The 16,208-nt window shown below is 38.3% G+C and carries 8 protein-coding genes; 7 read left to right on the plus strand and 1 reads right to left on the minus strand.

The window, feature by feature from the left end; translation table 11 throughout:
• A partial coding sequence (locus tag EA341_RS01080; RefSeq protein ID WP_293010829.1) for an AraC family transcriptional regulator occupies window positions 1-882 on the minus strand: 882 nt, incomplete at its 3' end.
• 405 nt (window positions 883-1,287) lie between these two features.
• On the opposite strand from EA341_RS01080, the gene EA341_RS01085 reads away from it, so the two are divergent.
• The 7 genes from EA341_RS01085 to EA341_RS01115 are packed head-to-tail and all read left to right on the plus strand — an operon-like array spanning window position 1,288 to window position 15,461.
• A complete protein-coding gene (locus EA341_RS01085; protein ID WP_293010830.1) occupies window positions 1,288-2,694 on the plus strand; it encodes a sugar porter family MFS transporter in 1,407 nt (468 codons plus the stop codon).
• Window positions 2,695-2,700: 6 nt separating this feature from the next.
• On the plus strand, window positions 2,701-6,021 hold the full coding sequence (locus EA341_RS01090; RefSeq protein WP_293010831.1) for a DUF5107 domain-containing protein: 3,321 nt from the start codon (window positions 2,701-2,703) through the stop codon (window positions 6,019-6,021).
• Between the two features lie 2 nt (window positions 6,022-6,023).
• Entirely contained in the window at window positions 6,024-7,601 is a 1,578-nt protein-coding gene (locus EA341_RS01095; protein WP_293010832.1) for a sulfatase, read from the plus strand.
• A 3-nt stretch (window positions 7,602-7,604) separates the two neighbouring features.
• Entirely contained in the window at window positions 7,605-10,346 is a 2,742-nt protein-coding gene (locus EA341_RS01100; RefSeq protein ID WP_293010833.1) for a sugar-binding domain-containing protein, read from the plus strand.
• 25 nt (window positions 10,347-10,371) lie between these two features.
• Window positions 10,372-11,901 (plus strand): arylsulfatase, encoded by a 1,530-nt coding sequence (locus EA341_RS01105; RefSeq protein ID WP_293010834.1) that lies wholly within the window; start codon window positions 10,372-10,374, stop codon window positions 11,899-11,901.
• An 11-nt stretch (window positions 11,902-11,912) separates the two neighbouring features.
• Window positions 11,913-12,623, plus strand: coding sequence for an SGNH/GDSL hydrolase family protein (locus EA341_RS01110; protein WP_293010835.1), 711 nt, complete (start codon window positions 11,913-11,915; stop codon window positions 12,621-12,623).
• Between the two features lie 12 nt (window positions 12,624-12,635).
• On the plus strand, window positions 12,636-15,461 hold the full coding sequence (locus EA341_RS01115; RefSeq protein WP_293010836.1) for a sugar-binding domain-containing protein: 2,826 nt from the start codon (window positions 12,636-12,638) through the stop codon (window positions 15,459-15,461).
• The last annotated feature ends 747 nt before the right edge of the window (window positions 15,462-16,208 follow it).

A 16,208-nucleotide genomic window follows, 5' to 3' on the forward strand; every position in this document is an offset into this window, starting at 1 on the left:
GTTTTTCCTGTATTCACTTGGAGATACTCCCATGTATTTTTTAAATAGCCTGGAAAAATATAATGGGTCTTGGAAATTTAGCAGATAGGAGATTTCTTTCATTGGCATTGAACTAAGATTGATTAATTCACAGGCATGCTGAATCTTAAGCAAGTTGAAATAGTGGATAATCGAGTAACCTGTTTTTTGTTTAAACAGAGAGAAAATACTTGAATTGGATTTATTGAACTCACTTGCAATTTTTGAAATGGTGATTTTTTCGGTAATGTTATTTTTCAAATAGGCTTTAATCTCTTCGATCATTTTATCATTGCTGTTATCCGCCTTAGTTGTTGACCTTAATGAATAATATAAAAAAGAGCCTATAGTTTTATACAGCAAAATGCATACGTACTCGAAGACTTCTTTTGAAATCCCCATATTTATTAAATCAATGATATACTCAAATTCAGCAATCCGATTACTTTCAAAGGGAATCGTGATATGGGAACCATTGTTTAATTCTGTGAATTTCTTATAAAATAAACTTGAAAACTCTCCCGAAAAATGAACCCAATAAATTGACCAAGGTTCCTTTTCATCGGCATAATAATAATGGGGAGTATCAGCCTTTATAATATAAAAAGAATGTGGTGTTAATTGGTGTTTCGATTTTTCAATATTGATAGTACCATACCCCTCTACACAATAAATCAATATGTACTCACTACAGCCTTGAGGCCTCTTCCTGTAGTGGTTTCTTGCCTGTGGAAAATATCCTACGTCTGTTAAATAGAGGTTTTTATTGAATTCATGTGATATATGGGATTTTAAGATTTCTCTGGGGATTACATTCATTTTCTCCCCCCGGAATCCTTTTTTGATTAAACTTTTATTGTCCATTTTCAATTTTTGGGTTTACTGCTTTTTATTGAGGCTCAATCTTGGTTGTTTTCTTGGACAACTCTTAAACGGTCCGTGGCTAACTTTAATTTTGACTCTTTACTGTCTCTGTGAATATATGAACTTTATCCGAGTCATTGAAAATGCTCCTTTTTTACCTTTCTCTTATTGCATAATTGTCTATATAAATAATATTTTCATCCATTGAGGCAGATTCATAATTCAATAATTTTGAATATGTCAATTCATAGATGGTAAATTATTTTGTATTAAATTTTTCAATATGAAATATTTAAAGTAAAAGATTTTACGATTAAAAATTTTGTTTGGCTAAAAATATGAATAGCCGATCAGATCTTTAACATTGAATTATTACCCATAACCCAAAATCAAACTCCTTGAAGCATGTCAGAAATTAAGGTTAAGCAAAAAGACTTCAATCTCATTTATCTTTTGGCTTTGGCTTTTACCTCTGCCATGGGAGGTTTTCTGTTTGGATATGATTGGGTAGTGATAGGAGGGGCTAAACCTTTTTATGAACTTTATTTTGGATTGAAAAACTCGCCACTCCTTCAGGGTTGGGCAATGAGCAGCGCACTTATCGGATGTATTTTGGGAGCGTTACTGGCAGGTTTATTCTCCGATAAGTTCGGGAGAAAATACCCTCTCATAGGAGCAGCCTTTTTATTCATCATTTCTGCATTTGGAAGTGGGTACACAGATGACTTTTCCTGGTTTGTGTTTTACAGGATTTTAGGTGGAGTAGGTATCGGAATAGCCTCAACATTATCTCCTTTATATATAGCAGAACTGGCCCCCGGCCATCTAAGAGGCAGATTCGTCTCCATCAATCAACTAACCATTGTTTTCGGGATATTAGCAGCCCAAATCTCCAATTATTTGATTGCAGAACCTGTTTTGGATTCCTTGGATATTGGTCAGATGAAATCCAGCTGGAACAGCCTGATGGGGTGGAGGTGGATGTTTTGGGCAGAACTGGTTCCCGCCACATTGTTTTTTATCCTGATGTTCACAGTGCCCAAAAGCCCTAGATTTTTGATAAAAATAAACAGGGATACTGAAGCTTTTAGAATTCTGAAGAAAATCGGTGGGTTTCAATATGCTGAAAATGAATTGATTTCTATAAAAAGAAGCTTAGAGAATAATCTTACAAAAGTTCATAGAAAAGAGCTTTTTCACCCAAAGGTTAAGCCAATATTGCTGATTGGGATAGTTTTGGCGGTATTTCAGCAGTGGTGTGGAATCAATGTTATATTCAACTACGCAGAGGAGATATTTACCGCAGCAGGCTACAGTGTAGGTGATATGCTTTTCAATATTATCATTACCGGCAGTGTTAACCTTTTATTTACTCTCATTGCAATGCGTTTTGTTGATTCCTGGGGAAGAAAGCGCCTGATGCTTTTTGGAGCACTGGGTTTGACATGGATCTATTTGGTCATGGGATTGAGCTATTATATGGGTTGGACAGGTTTACCCATATTGCTCCTGGTGATAGCAGCTATAGCAGTCTACGCAATGACTCTTGCTCCGGTAACCTGGGTAATTCTATCTGAGATTTTCCCCAACAGGATCAGAGGTATGGCGATGTCATTGGCTACATTGACCCTCTGGATAGCATCATTCGCGCTTACTTATTCATTTCCTATTCTGAATAGCAGGCTTAATGCATCCGGAACATTTTGGGTCTATGGCCTGATATGCCTGGCAGGTTACTTTTTTATTCTCAAAAGATTACCGGAAACAAAAGGTAAAAGCCTGGAAGAAATTGAATCTGAGTTTTTAAAATGATATAAAATGAAAAGACAAGAACCAGTTAAAGCATGGATTGAAACTATTGTCATTCCTACCTATGAAGTTTATGAGGCGGAAAAATATCCGATTTTTCTTGAAAAAAGGGTTTATCAGGGTAGTAGTGGTACTGTTTATCCTCACCCGGTTATTGAAAAAATCAGTGATGTAAAAGTAGAAAAAGAATGGGAAGTGGTATTTCTTGAAAATACCTATCTTAAAATAATGGTTTTGCCCGCTCTGGGGGGAAGAATCCAAATGGCTTATGATAAAATCAAGCAAAGACATTTTGTATATTACAATGAAGTAATTAAACCGGCACTTGTTGGACTTACGGGGCCTTGGATTTCGGGAGGAATAGAATTCAATTGGCCACAGCATCATAGACCCAGTACTTATGATCCGGTGGATTTTTCCATTGAAAAGAATGAGGATGGCAGTATAACCGTCTGGGTCAGTGAAGTGGAGAGGATGTTCAGAACAAAAGGAATGGCAGGGATAACCCTATACCCTGACAAAGCATATTTACAAATCAAAGGCAAGTTGTTTAACAGGACTCCACATCCTCAGACCTTTCTGTGGTGGGCCAATCCTGCAGTCGCTGTAAACGACCATTATCAATCAGTTTTTCCGGAAGATGTCAATGCTGTTTTTGACCACGGGAAACGGGACGTGTCCAAATTCCCTGTTGCAACGGGGACTTATTATAAAGTTGACTATTCAGCAGGAGTGGATATTTCAAAATATAAAAACATTCCTGTTCCGACTTCTTATATGGCCATCAAATCAGCTTATGATTTTGTAGGCGGTTATGAAAATGATACCGAGGCAGGTCTACTTCATGTTGCAGACCATAATATTTCTCCGGGTAAAAAACAATGGACCTGGGGAAATGGGGATTTTGGTCACGCCTGGGATAGAAACCTTACTGATAGCAATGGGCCATACATTGAATTGATGTGTGGAGTCTATACTGACAATCAACCGGATTTCTCATGGATGCAGCCCTATGAAGAAAAGAATTTTGAGCAGTATTTTATGCCTTATCAAAAACTGGGAGTTGTCAAAAATGCTACAAAAGATGCTTTGGTGAATGTAATACAGGCAGAAAATAAGATCACAGTTTTGGTATATGTTACCGGGTCATTTGATGAAGCTTCAGTAACTCTTAAAAAGAACGGAGAAATACTCTTCTCAAAAACCGGTGATCTTTCACCTGAATCTGTCTTTGAATATGCTATACCTTTCGGTGATAATCCTGAATTGCTTGAAGTAACTGTTCTTGGTAAAGACGGGAAAAACCTGGTTTCCTGGAAACAAAAACCCAATCAGTTGGAGCCGCTTCCCGATCCGGCAAAGCCAGCCAAAATTCCTCAGGAAATACTTACCAATGAAGAGCTTTTCCTTACGGGTCTCCATATTGAACAATATCGCCATGCCACCTACCAACCAATGGATTATTACAGGGAAGGTTTAAAAAGAGATCCTTTAGATATCAGGTGCAACAATGCAGTAGGAAGTTATTATCTGAGGAGCGGGCTGATAAGAAAGTCAATCCCATACTTTGAGAGATCCATTACATCATTAACCAAATACAATCCCAACCCTTATGATGGAGAGCCTTACTTCAACCTGGGTTTGGCATTTAAGTTTTTAGGAGAATCGGAAAAAGCATATGAATATTTTTACAAGGCCTGCTGGAATGGAGCTTGGCAGGATGCAGGATATTTAAATTTAGCTTATATCAATACCGCTGATGATGATTTCCAAAAAGCCCTGGAACATGTAAACAAGTCACTGATCAGAAATTGGCACAACCACAAAGCAAGGCATCTCAAAGTAGCCCTGTTCAGAAAACTTAAACTGGCATCTGCCGCCAAGAGCTTAATCGAGGACTCCTTGGCAATTGACAGATTCAATTTTGGAATACTATTCGAGAAATTTCTGCTTTCCAATAATGAAAGTGATAAAAGTGATTTTAAAGTTTTGATAAGGGACTATGTCCATAATTATTTGGAATATGCTTTAGACTATGCGTATGCAGGACTTTATGAAGAAGCTATCAAGCTCTTGAAAGTTTATTTGGAAGGAAAATCCAGTGGATACCCCATAGTCTACTATTGCCTGGGGTACTTTTTGGGAAAAACCGGTGACCGGGAACAAGCCCTTTACTGGTATAAAATTGCTTCGAAGATGCCTACAGACTATTGCTTTCCAAATAGAATTGAGGAGGTGGATATTCTTAGAGAAGCTTTTGCTAAAAACCCATCTGATTATAACAGCCAATATTACCTTGGGAATTTTTGGATGGCTAAAAAACAATTCAGCCTTGCCAAAGACTGTCTTGAAAATTCTCTCCGTCTTAATCCTGATTCACCAAAAGTTTTACGAAACCTTTCCCTTATTTACTACAACAAACTTCATCAAAAAGATAAGGCTCTTAGATCTTTGGAAAACGCATTTTCCAAGGATCAAAAAAATTCCAGGGTATTTATGGAGTTAGACCAGCTCTATAAAAAGCTGAATAAACCTTTTGGATTCCGTAAATCATTTTTGGAAGGGAATATGGATTTAGTGTATGAGCGTGATGATGTATTTTTGGAATATCTCACCCTTTTGAATATTGAGGGCCGGTATCAAAAAGCACTTGATTTAATGTTGAATAGAATTTTTCATCCTTGGGAAGGGGGAGAGGGCCGTGTTCCCGGCCAATATTTAATGGCAAGAATTGAATTGGCCAAATCAGACATCAACAACAACAAATTTGAATCGGCAATTGAACACCTTCAGCAAGCAAGGGAGTACCCCAAAAACCTGGGTGAAGGAAAACTTTATGGTGCCCGGGAAAATGATGTTTTTTATTGGTTGGGTTGTGCTTATGAAAAGCTTGGGCAATTGACCATTGCCGTCAAATATTGGCAAAAAGCTTCTATAGGTTTAAGCGATCCCAGTCCTGCCCTTTACTATAATGATCAGTCTCCTGATAAAATATTCTATCAGGGACTTGCGCTTCTAAAACTAGGAAATGAAAGTGCTGCATTCAGCCTGTTTAATAAATTGATTGATTATGGTGAGAGCCACTATTTTGATGAGATTAAAATTGACTATTTCGCTGTATCTCTTCCCGATTTATTGATTTGGGATGAAGATCTTAAAATTAGAAATAAGGTCCACTGTAATTACCTTATAGGCTTAGGTAAACTGGGTATGGGTGATAAAGCAGGGGCAAAGACTTCTTTTGAATCTGCAGGGGCTATGGATAAATACCATCTAGGTGTTATAGTCCATAGAAATTTATTGGATAAAGAAATGAACTTAATTGAATGAATATGAGATACATCTGTTTAATTTCTGTGTTATTAGGCATGATTGGGACTGGCTGCCAGGAGAAGAATCCTGAAAATACGCAACCAAATATTTTATTTATCCTGGTTGACGACTTGGGATATCACGACCTGGGAGTAACAGGAAGTGCTTTTTATGAAACACCCAATATCGACAGACTGGCTTCGAGGAGCTTTAGATTTACAAAAGGATATTCTTCCAGCCAGGTTTGCAGTCCGGCCAGGGCTTGTATAATGACTGGCAAATTTACGGCAAGCCATGGGATTACTGACTGGATTGGGGCTAAGACAGGCGAAGATTGGCACAGTTCAGCACCCCATACCAAATTACTTCCTCCTGAGTATAAACACGACTTATCCGATGAAGTGACTTTGGGAGAAGCATTTAAAGAAGCCGGTTATCAGACTTTTTTTGCCGGAAAATGGCATTTAGGGGATACAGAGGATCAATGGCCGGAAAACAGGGGATTTGATTACAATATCGGTGGCTGGACTGTCGGGAGCCCTTTAGGAGGTTACTTTGCACCCTTTGACAACCCCAGATTAAAAGACTATCCCAAAGGAGAAAATCTCAGCGGGATTTTGGCAAATGAAACAGTTGAATTTTTAAAAATGGAAAGGGATAAGCCTTTTTTTGCCATGTTATCCTTTTATGCAGTACATGGTCCAATTCAGTCGACTGAGGAAAAATGGGCAAAATACAGAAATAAGGCAGAAAGTATTGGAGTTGCAGACTATGGTTATGAAATGGAAAGAAGACTGCCAATACGGGTCGTCCAGGATAACCCTGTATATGCCGGTTTGGTTGAACAGATGGATGATGCTGTCGGAATAGTAATGAACCATCTGGAACAATTGGGATTAGCAGAAAATACCATTGTTGTATTCACTTCTGACCATGGAGGTGTAGCTTCAGGTGATGGGTTTGCAACATCCAACCTCCCATTGCGCGGAGGAAAAGGATATCAATGGGAAGGTGGTTTAAGGGTTCCCTATTTTATTCATATTCCGGAATCATCGGATTCATCCCATGAAATTAACCAAGCTGTTTCAGGTCATGATTTTTTTCCAACATTATTGGATTATGCAGGGTATCAGGTACCTCAAAGCCTGGAGTTGGATGGTGAATCATTGAGACCATTAATGGAAGGGAATCAATTTGCTGAAAGACCTTTATACTGGCATTATCCCCATTATGGAAATCAAGGAGGTGACCCATCTTCCGTACTATTACTTGGTGAGTGGAAGTTGATACATTACTGGGAAGACAATCATATGGAATTGTACAATCTGGAGACTGATCCTCAGGAAAGAAAAAATCTGGCTGATATAGAAAAGCAAAAGGCTGAGGAATTACAAAACCAACTGTTTGAATGGCTGAACCAAAAAAATATAGAATCGCCTAAACTGGTTGATAACTTCAATACAGAACTGTCTAAAAATCATTTTGTCAGGATGAGTACTGAGAGAAAACAGCAGCTGGAGGAAGAAAGAATTGAAATGTTTTCAGTTGATTTTGAGCCTAATAAAGATTGGTGGGGAAGTAAATCAACAAAAGATTAAAATATGAAGGATCATAAAGGGCTATGTTATTTGTGTATACTGATTCTCCTTTGGAGTGGATGTGTGTCCTGTCAATCACCTAAAAAAGAATTGTCTCTCAAAGGTGAGTGGGATGTGGTTCTGGATTCACTGGACCGGGGAGAATCTGAAAAGTGGTTTATTGACTTTCCCAGTGGGGAAAAAATAGAACTGCCCGGTACTTTGGATTTAGCTGATTTAGGTTCTGGCCAATTGATGGATTCAGCTGCAAAACATGACCAGTTTTCCCATTTGACAAGAAAGAGGCAATATATTGGCAAAGCTTGGTATCAGAGGTCAATAGAAGTACCTGCCGAATTGGCAAAGCAGGCAGTGGAGCTGACCTTGGAACGTGTAATTTGGACTTCAAAAGTCTGGATCAATGGAAATTTAGTCGGCTTTGGAGAAAGTCTGGTAGGGCCCCATAAGTTTAAAATCCGGGATTTCATCAAACCTGGCCGGAATACGATAACCATTTGCATAGATAATTCAAATAAATACCCTCAAATAAATATAGAAGGTTCAAAATATCATGAGCAGGAATCCAAAGAAATGGCCCATGCATATACAAATCATACCCAGATTAAATGGAATGGGATTATCGGGGAATTAAGCTTAAAGCCCCTGCCAAGTATTTCCAACGTAAAGCTTAAATCTGATGTAAACAATAAAAGGTTATTGGTGTCAGCAGCTATTGGAAAAGCTGGAGAGCTTGAATATATAATCCGACAAAATGGGAAAAAAATACAGGCAGGGAGTGTTCCTGTTGAAAACGGTAGCCTGAATAACTATCCGATTGAATTGGTCCCTGAAATAGAGAGTTGGGATGAGTTTAATCCAAATATTTATGAATTGGAGATTTTTGCGGGAGAGGATTCTTTTAAACAGAACTTCGGACTTAGAGAAATCACCTCGAATAATGGAGTTCTCCATTTAAATGGGCAAAGGATTTTTCTTAGAGGCACTCTTGAATGTGCGGTTTTTCCTCTAACCGGCCACCCCCCGGCGGATAAAAGTTCCTGGGTAGAAATTATCTCAACAGCTAAAGCTTTTGGCTTAAACCATTTCCGGTTTCATTCCTGGTGCCCCCCTAAAGCTGCTTTTGAAGCTGCTGATGAATTGGGTTTTTATTTTCAGGCAGAATTGCCACACTGGAACCTAAAGGTAGGAGAAGACTCAGAGACCAACTTCTTTCTTGAAAAAGAAGCGGAACTTATGTTGAATGAATATGGGAATCATCCATCTTTTATCCTGATGGCCTTGGGAAATGAACTCGAAGGAAATATCGCTTACATGAATTCATTTGTTAAAAACCTGAAGGAAAAAGATGATAGAAGATTATATACAACAACTTCATTCTCCTTCCAAAATGGCCTGGGCAGATTACCGCAGCCAGCTGATGATTTTTTTGTTACGCAATGGACTGACAGAGGCTGGATCAGAGGACAGGGGATTTTCAACAATAAAAAACCACATTTTGATAAAAATTATCAAAATGAGATCGAGCATATACAAGTCCCGATAATTTCACATGAAATAGGACAATACTCTGTCTATCCGGATCTGTCTGAAATTGAAAAATATACCGGAGTCTTAATGCCTTTGAATTTTATTGAAATAAAAAATGATCTGGAAGAAAAAGGACTATTAAACCTTGCCCCGGAATTCACTCAGGCATCAGGAAAACTGGCAGCGATTTTATATAAAGAAGAAATTGAAAGAGCTCTTAAAACACCGGGGTTTGATGGTTTTCAATTGTTGCAGCTACAGGATTTTCCCGGACAGGGAACAGCTCTCGTAGGTTTGGTAAATGTGTTTTGGGAGTCTAAAGGAGTTATCGAAAGTAAGGAGTTCTCCAGGTTCAACAGTGAAGTCGTACCCCTGATCAATATGGAAAAAGCTGTATATACTTCTGGAGAAACACTTGAAGCCGAAGTTCAGATTGCCAATTTTTACAAGCCACTTTATGACCAGTCTGTTTCTTGGTCTATTGAGAATGAAAGCTCCAAAATCGCATCAGGTCAGTTTGAGAAATCACAGTTTAATATAGGCAATGAGAATACTACAGGAACAATTTCAGTGAAACTGGAGGTCCAAAAAGCTACCAAACTCCAAATAAAAGTGAGTATTGACGGAACTGATTATGAAAATGAATGGCCAGTATGGGTCTATCCGGAAAACCAGGGAAAACAAAGTGCCATGAATTATACCCGGTCATTTTCCCAAGCGGTTAAATGGCTGGAGCAAGGAAAGTCAGTGCTGCTGAATCCGGAAGTAGAAGAGTTGGAAGGGGTGACCGGCAGGTTTGTTCCTGTATTTTGGAGCCCCGTCCATTTTCCTGACCAGCCAGCAACAATGGGGATACTCTGTGATCCATCACATAATGCCCTGGCTGATTTCCCTACAGATTTTCATAGTGACTGGCAATGGTGGGATTTAAGTATTCAATCCAAATCATTGGATGTAACTGAATTGAATGTAGAACCAATAGTAAGAGTGATCGATAATTTTGTAACCAATAGGGAATTGTCCAATGTATTTGAAACCAAGGTAGGACAGGGTAAATTATTGTTTACTTCAATAGACTTGGAAAGGGATATTGAATTCAGAGTTGTTGCCCGCCAACTTAGATTTAGTCTGGAAAATTATATGAATTCCAAAGAATTTAACCCCAAGAGTGAAATACAGGCAGAAGAATTAAAAAGTATATTCTCCAACTTGAATTGATTCAATCCACCAAATAACAGGAACCATGACTTTAAAACCATTATATAAAATTTCATTAGTTTTTATCTTCTCCATCTTTTATTCAGGCAGTGCTTTAAGTCAAAACGTAAAACCGAATATTGTCTTGATCTATGTTGATGATTTGGGATATGGAGATATTGGGGTCAATGGAGCGGTAGGTGTAAATACTCCAAACGTCGATAAACTTGCCCAAAGCGGAGTGAATTTTACCGATGCTCACAGCAGCTCGTCCACCTGTACCCCATCCCGCTATTCTCTATTGACAGGAAGCCATGCATTTCGTAACAATGCAGCAATTTTAAGTGGTGATGCTCCTTTGATAATTGATGTTGAAATGGAAACCATGCCTAAGATGCTTCAAAAAGCAGGATACCACACAGGAATTGTAGGTAAATGGCATTTGGGTCTAGGTGATGGAAATGTAGACTGGAATGAAGAAGTCAAGCCTGGTCCCAGAGAAGTGGGGTTTGATTATAGCTTCCTGATACCGGCCACCGGTGACAGGATTCCGACAGTTTTTATGGAAAATCAAAGGGTCATAAACCTGGATCCTTATGACCCAATTGAGGTCAGCTATGGATCCAGGCTGGATGGTTACCCTCTTGGGAGCGAAAGGCCGGAATTACTCAAGCAACATGCTGACCCCATGCACCTCCAGTCTATTACAAACGGGTTTAGCAGAATCGGTTATATGAATGGTGGGGAAAGCGCTCTCTGGGTTGATGAGGAATTTCCATTTATCCTTACCGAAAAGGCTGTTGATTTTATGAAAGCCCAAAAAGACAATCCCTTTTTCCTGTTCTTCTCTCTTCACGATATCCACCAGCCCAGAGTTGCCAATGTGGAATTTGTGCGAAAAAGTCTGATGGGCCCAAGAGGAGATGTAATTGCCCAGATGGATTGGTGTGTTGGTGAAATTACTAAAACACTTGAGAAATTGGAAATCACTGAGAACACCTTATTGATTTTTACCAGCGACAATGGACCTATTTTAGATGATGGGTATTTTGATTATGCCAGAGAATTGGTTGGGAGCCATTTGCCTGCAGGTCCTTATAAAGGGACAAAATATTCTATTTATGAAGGGGGAACCAGAATGCCTACTATCGTCTCCTGGCCAGGTACAGTGGACCCGGGAGAAAATTCAGCCTTGATTTCCCAAACTGATTTTTATGCCTCACTGGCAAAGCTGGTAGGTCAACCCATTGAAAAAGGCAATGCAGTAGATAGCGGGGAGTTTTTGGATGTGTTATTGAATAAATCCGAAAAAGGGAGGGAGTACTTATTGGAAGAAGCCTACGTCTACGGGATAAGGCACCATAATTGGAAATTCATTCCTGCCAAAAATGTGAATGTCCCGGAATGGTTAAGGATTAAATATGTGGATCCGGGTTTTTTCCCCGAACCGCAATTGTTTGATTTATCCATTGATCCTTTTGAATCCAATAATCTTGCTAATAAATATCCTGATAAAGTGAAGGAAATGGAATCGAAGTTGAATGCAATCGTCAAAGGTGAATTCAGCACAAAATAATTAACTTAAAAATGATACAGTCTATTCTATACTTGTTTGTATTCGCTCATTTACAGTCATATATACCTGAAATCCCGACTAACGGAAATGACAATTACCTTGACCAGGTGATTGAAGAATTGGGGAAAAAATGGCCTGAAAACAGGACTGTCAACATTGTATTTCATGGACATTCGGTTCCGGCAGGATATTTTAAAACACCTAATGTCAATACAATGAATTCATACCCCTTTTTATTCCTTCTTAAATTGAAGGAGGAATATCCATATGCAGTTGTAAATGTTATTGTAACGGCAAAGGGAGGTGAAAATTCTGAAAATGGTTCTAAGAGGTTTCAAAGTGAAGTTTTATCTCATAGACCTGATGTGATTTTTATAGATTATGCTTTAAATGACAGGAATTTAGGACTCGATAGATCTAGGTCTGCGTGGGTCGAAATGATAAAATCAGCAAAAGAATATGGTGCTAAGGTTATTTTGATGACACCAACCCCGGATTTAAAGGAAAATATCAAAAGTCATGAATCGAAACTGTATAAACATGCCGATCAGATCAGAAGTCTTTCAAGTGAATTTGAAATTGGGTTGGTAGATAGTTACTTGAAGTTTCGGGAGATAGCCAAACAAGAAAGTTTAACCGCTTACATGAGTCAGGCCAACCATATTAATGAAAGCGGTCATGAGATAGTGGCAAACAGTATTTTTTCAATTTTCAGGAAATAACAATTCATTACTATGAAAAAACTAATAACCTTCTCATTATTTTGTGTTTACCTTCTATTGGGCTGCGCTCAAAAGAAAGAAGATTTTATAGACTTGTCCGGAGAATGGAGCTTTGAACAAGATCCCATGGATCAAGGGATTACTGAAAAATGGTTTTCAGAAGAGCTGAAGGACTCAATCAGATTGCCCGGTTCCATGGCTGAAAATAACAAAGGAGATGATGTAAGTCTTGATTATGAGTGGACTGGTAATTTTTGGAATGATGAGTGGTTTACTGATGGGAAGTACGCACCCTACCGCGAACCTGACAACATAAAACTATCATTTTGGCTCACTCCTGAAAAAGTATATTATGGACCCGCATGGTACCAAAAAGAAATTTTGATTCCTGATTACTGGAAAGACAAGCATATCAGGTTATTCTTGGAAAGGCCACATTGGGAAACGACTGTGTGGATTGATGAACAGGCAGTTGGGATGAAAAATACCTTAGGCACTCCGCATGTATATGATTTGGATGTAGAAAACCTAAAGCCGGGAAAGCATAAATTGACGATCAGGGTCGATAACCGGGTGAAGGAAATCAATGTTGGTCTTGATGCACACAGTATATCAGATAATACCCAAACAAACTGGAATGGAATTGTAGGGGATATCCGGCTTATAGCCAGTCCCAAGAGCTATTTGGATAAGGTTAAAATTATTCCTGATATTTCAAATAAATCTGTGAATGTCAAGTTGAAGGTAATCAACTCCAGTGGGGAAAGTCAAAAAGCAAAGCTGGCAATGACAGCAGTAAAACTGAATGGGTCTTTTCCTGATGAAAAGACAATGAATCATGAAATTGAGCTTGAGGCAGGTATAAATGAATTTGAATTCAATTACCCAATGGGTGATAAGCCGGCATTATGGGATGAATTTAATCCCAATACTTACCAGATGGATCTGAAGTTGATTACTTCTTCCGGAACTGACATAAGACAAGAAGACTTTGGGATGAGGGAATTTAAGGTAGATGGAAAGCGGTTTTCAGTAAATGACAGGCCGGTGTTTTTAAGAGGAACATTGGAGTGTGCCATCTTTCCATTGACAGGATATCCGCCAACCAAAATAGATGAATGGCAACGGATTTTTGGAATTATCAAAGAACATGGATTAAATCACATGAGGTTTCATTCATGGTGTCCTCCGAAAGCTGCTTTCCAGGCAGCGGATATTGAAGGTGTTTACCTTCAGGTAGAAGCCTCTGCCTGGACGGATATCGGGGATGGGGAACCAGTAGATAGCTGGCTTTATGAAGAAGGTGAAAGTATTTTGGATAATTATGGAAATCACCCTTCATTCGTCATGATGGCCCATGGTAATGAGCCTGGTGGTGAAAATCATAAGGATTACCTGATTGGGTTTGTAGACCATTTCAAAAATTATGATGATACAAAAGTTTATACCAGTGGTGCCGGTTGGCCTTTTATAGACAATGCAGACTATTTTAATTCCCCTGGACCCCGGATTCAGCATTGGAATGCAAACCTAAACAGTATCATCAATAAATCAGCTCCACAGACACTGTTCGATTATCAAAAAATGGTTGATAATACTTCCATGCCTATTGTAAGTCATGAAATGGGGCAATGGTGTGTATTTCCGAATTTTAAAGAGGTGTCAAAGTATACTGGAGTTTTGAAACCCAAAAATTTTGAAATCTTTCAGGAATCATTGGATAAAAACAGGCTTGGGCACCTTGCTGACAGCTTACTGCTTGCTTCTGGGAAATTACAGACCTTATGCTATAAAGCCGATATAGAAGCAGCGCTCAGAACAAAGGATTTTGGTGGGTTTCAGCTGTTAGATTTACACGATTTCCCTGGACAAGGGACAGCCTTAGTGGGAGTTTTGGATGCTTTTTGGGATGAAAAAGGATATGTTACACCTGATGAGTTTAAGTCTTTCTCTGGACAGACAGTACCTTTGGCAAGACTTGATAAAAGAGTATTCTTAAACACAGATACTTTAAATGCAGCCATTGAGATCGCACATTTTGGTGAAGCATCAATTCAGGGAGTAATACCAAAATGGACATTGGTAAATGGAAAGAATAATGCTATTGCAGAAGGAACTTTAAATGAAACGGATATTGAAATAGGTAATGGAACGCAACTCGGGCAGCTGTCCATCCCTTTGATTGAAATAGAGAATCCCGTGAAACTAACACTGAGGATTTCGGTGGAAAATTCCACCAATTCCTGGGATGTGTGGGTTTACCCTGCTGAAAATCCTTCTTTAAGGGAAGATAATATTCATGTGACAAAGAATCTTGACAATGAAACTCTTGAGTTTTTGACAAACGGAGGAAAAGTACTTTTGAGTACTGTAAAGGGTTCTGTCAGCCCGGATTTCGGAGGAGATATAGGATTAGGTTTCTCCAGTATTTTTTGGAATACCTCCTGGACCAATGGTCAAAAACCCCATACTTTGGGTTTGCTTTGTAACCCCGATCACAGCCTGTTTGAAGCGTTTCCAACTGAATATCACTCAAATTGGCAATGGTGGGACGCCATGAGTAACTCCGAAGCAATTATATTGGATGACTTCCCGGAAATTACACCTTTAGTAAGGGTAGTGGATGATTGGTTCTATAACAGATCACTGGGATTGGTATTTGAGGTTCGCGTCGGAAAAGGTAAACTCCTTATAAGTGGTATCGATCTTCACACTGATTTGGAAAATAGAATTGAAGCGAAACAAATGCTATATAGCTTCAAAAAGTATATGTTTAGTGATGCTTTTTTACCAGAAGTAGAAATTGATATTAAGACCATTCAGGCATTGTACAAGTAGAAGAGTTAGTTTTCTTAAATTTCCACACATTTGAAACGAAAGGGTCACTTTTCTATTATTCATTTTGGAATATCCTCAAAGAAAAATCTATCAATCAAAAATGCCCCAGTTTTAAAATTTTCTTCAATGTTTTTGTTTTCCGGCATAAATACGTAAAAAGTAAATTCTTTGCTTTAATTATAAGAATTATACCATCATATGAAGTGTTTTTAATAAGATTTGAATAGTTTTTCTTATAAGCTGGTTAATCATTGATGGTAACTTTGATGTACAAAAGAATGAAAGTAAAAGTATTAAAACCAACACATAAATAATCTTGGGATTAGTTCAACCTAACTGGTTTTCTTTAGAATCATATAATACTTACTTGAACGGAAATACTGATTTCCTTTAAACTGCTTTAAGCAAAGATTCTAAATGATTGTGAAGGAGGATATGGACTTTTCCAACTTTAGCAAAATTGAAATTAGTTTTTGTAAATCATTCAGATTCCAAGAAGAAGGGATTTAATGTTTTTTCAAAAGCCTGTATTGTTTCTTTATAAGCTCGGTAAATAAGAAATCAATTTCTATAACAGCAAAAATATAAGTTGAGTCAGATTTACCTTTTGATATATTAAAGTATCTAAAATTTACAAAAAAAAGATAGGGATGAAAAGAAGAGACTTCTTCAAAAATGGATTAATGACAACATTAGGCCTGGGTGTGATGGGTTCAAGACCAGTGCTTGCCAAGCCATCAATGTATA

Source organism: Mongoliibacter sp., assembly GCF_007692705.1.
Lineage (GTDB): Bacteria > Bacteroidota > Bacteroidia > Cytophagales > Cyclobacteriaceae > Mongoliibacter.

Bases quoted from the DNA above. Each gene is read 5' to 3' on its own strand.
- EA341_RS01100 (WP_293010833.1), top strand. From the start codon at position 7,605: ATGAAGGATCATAAAGGGCTATGTTATTTGTGTATACTGATTCTCCTT.
- EA341_RS01085 (WP_293010830.1), top strand. From the start codon at position 1,288: ATGTCAGAAATTAAGGTTAAGCAAAAAGACTTCAATCTCATTTATCTT.
- EA341_RS01090 (WP_293010831.1), top strand. From the start codon at position 2,701: ATGAAAAGACAAGAACCAGTTAAAGCATGGATTGAAACTATTGTCATT.
- EA341_RS01115 (WP_293010836.1), top strand. From the start codon at position 12,636: ATGAAAAAACTAATAACCTTCTCATTATTTTGTGTTTACCTTCTATTG.
- EA341_RS01095 (WP_293010832.1), top strand. From the start codon at position 6,024: ATGAGATACATCTGTTTAATTTCTGTGTTATTAGGCATGATTGGGACT.
- EA341_RS01105 (WP_293010834.1), top strand. From the start codon at position 10,372: ATGACTTTAAAACCATTATATAAAATTTCATTAGTTTTTATCTTCTCC.
- EA341_RS01110 (WP_293010835.1), top strand. From the start codon at position 11,913: ATGATACAGTCTATTCTATACTTGTTTGTATTCGCTCATTTACAGTCA.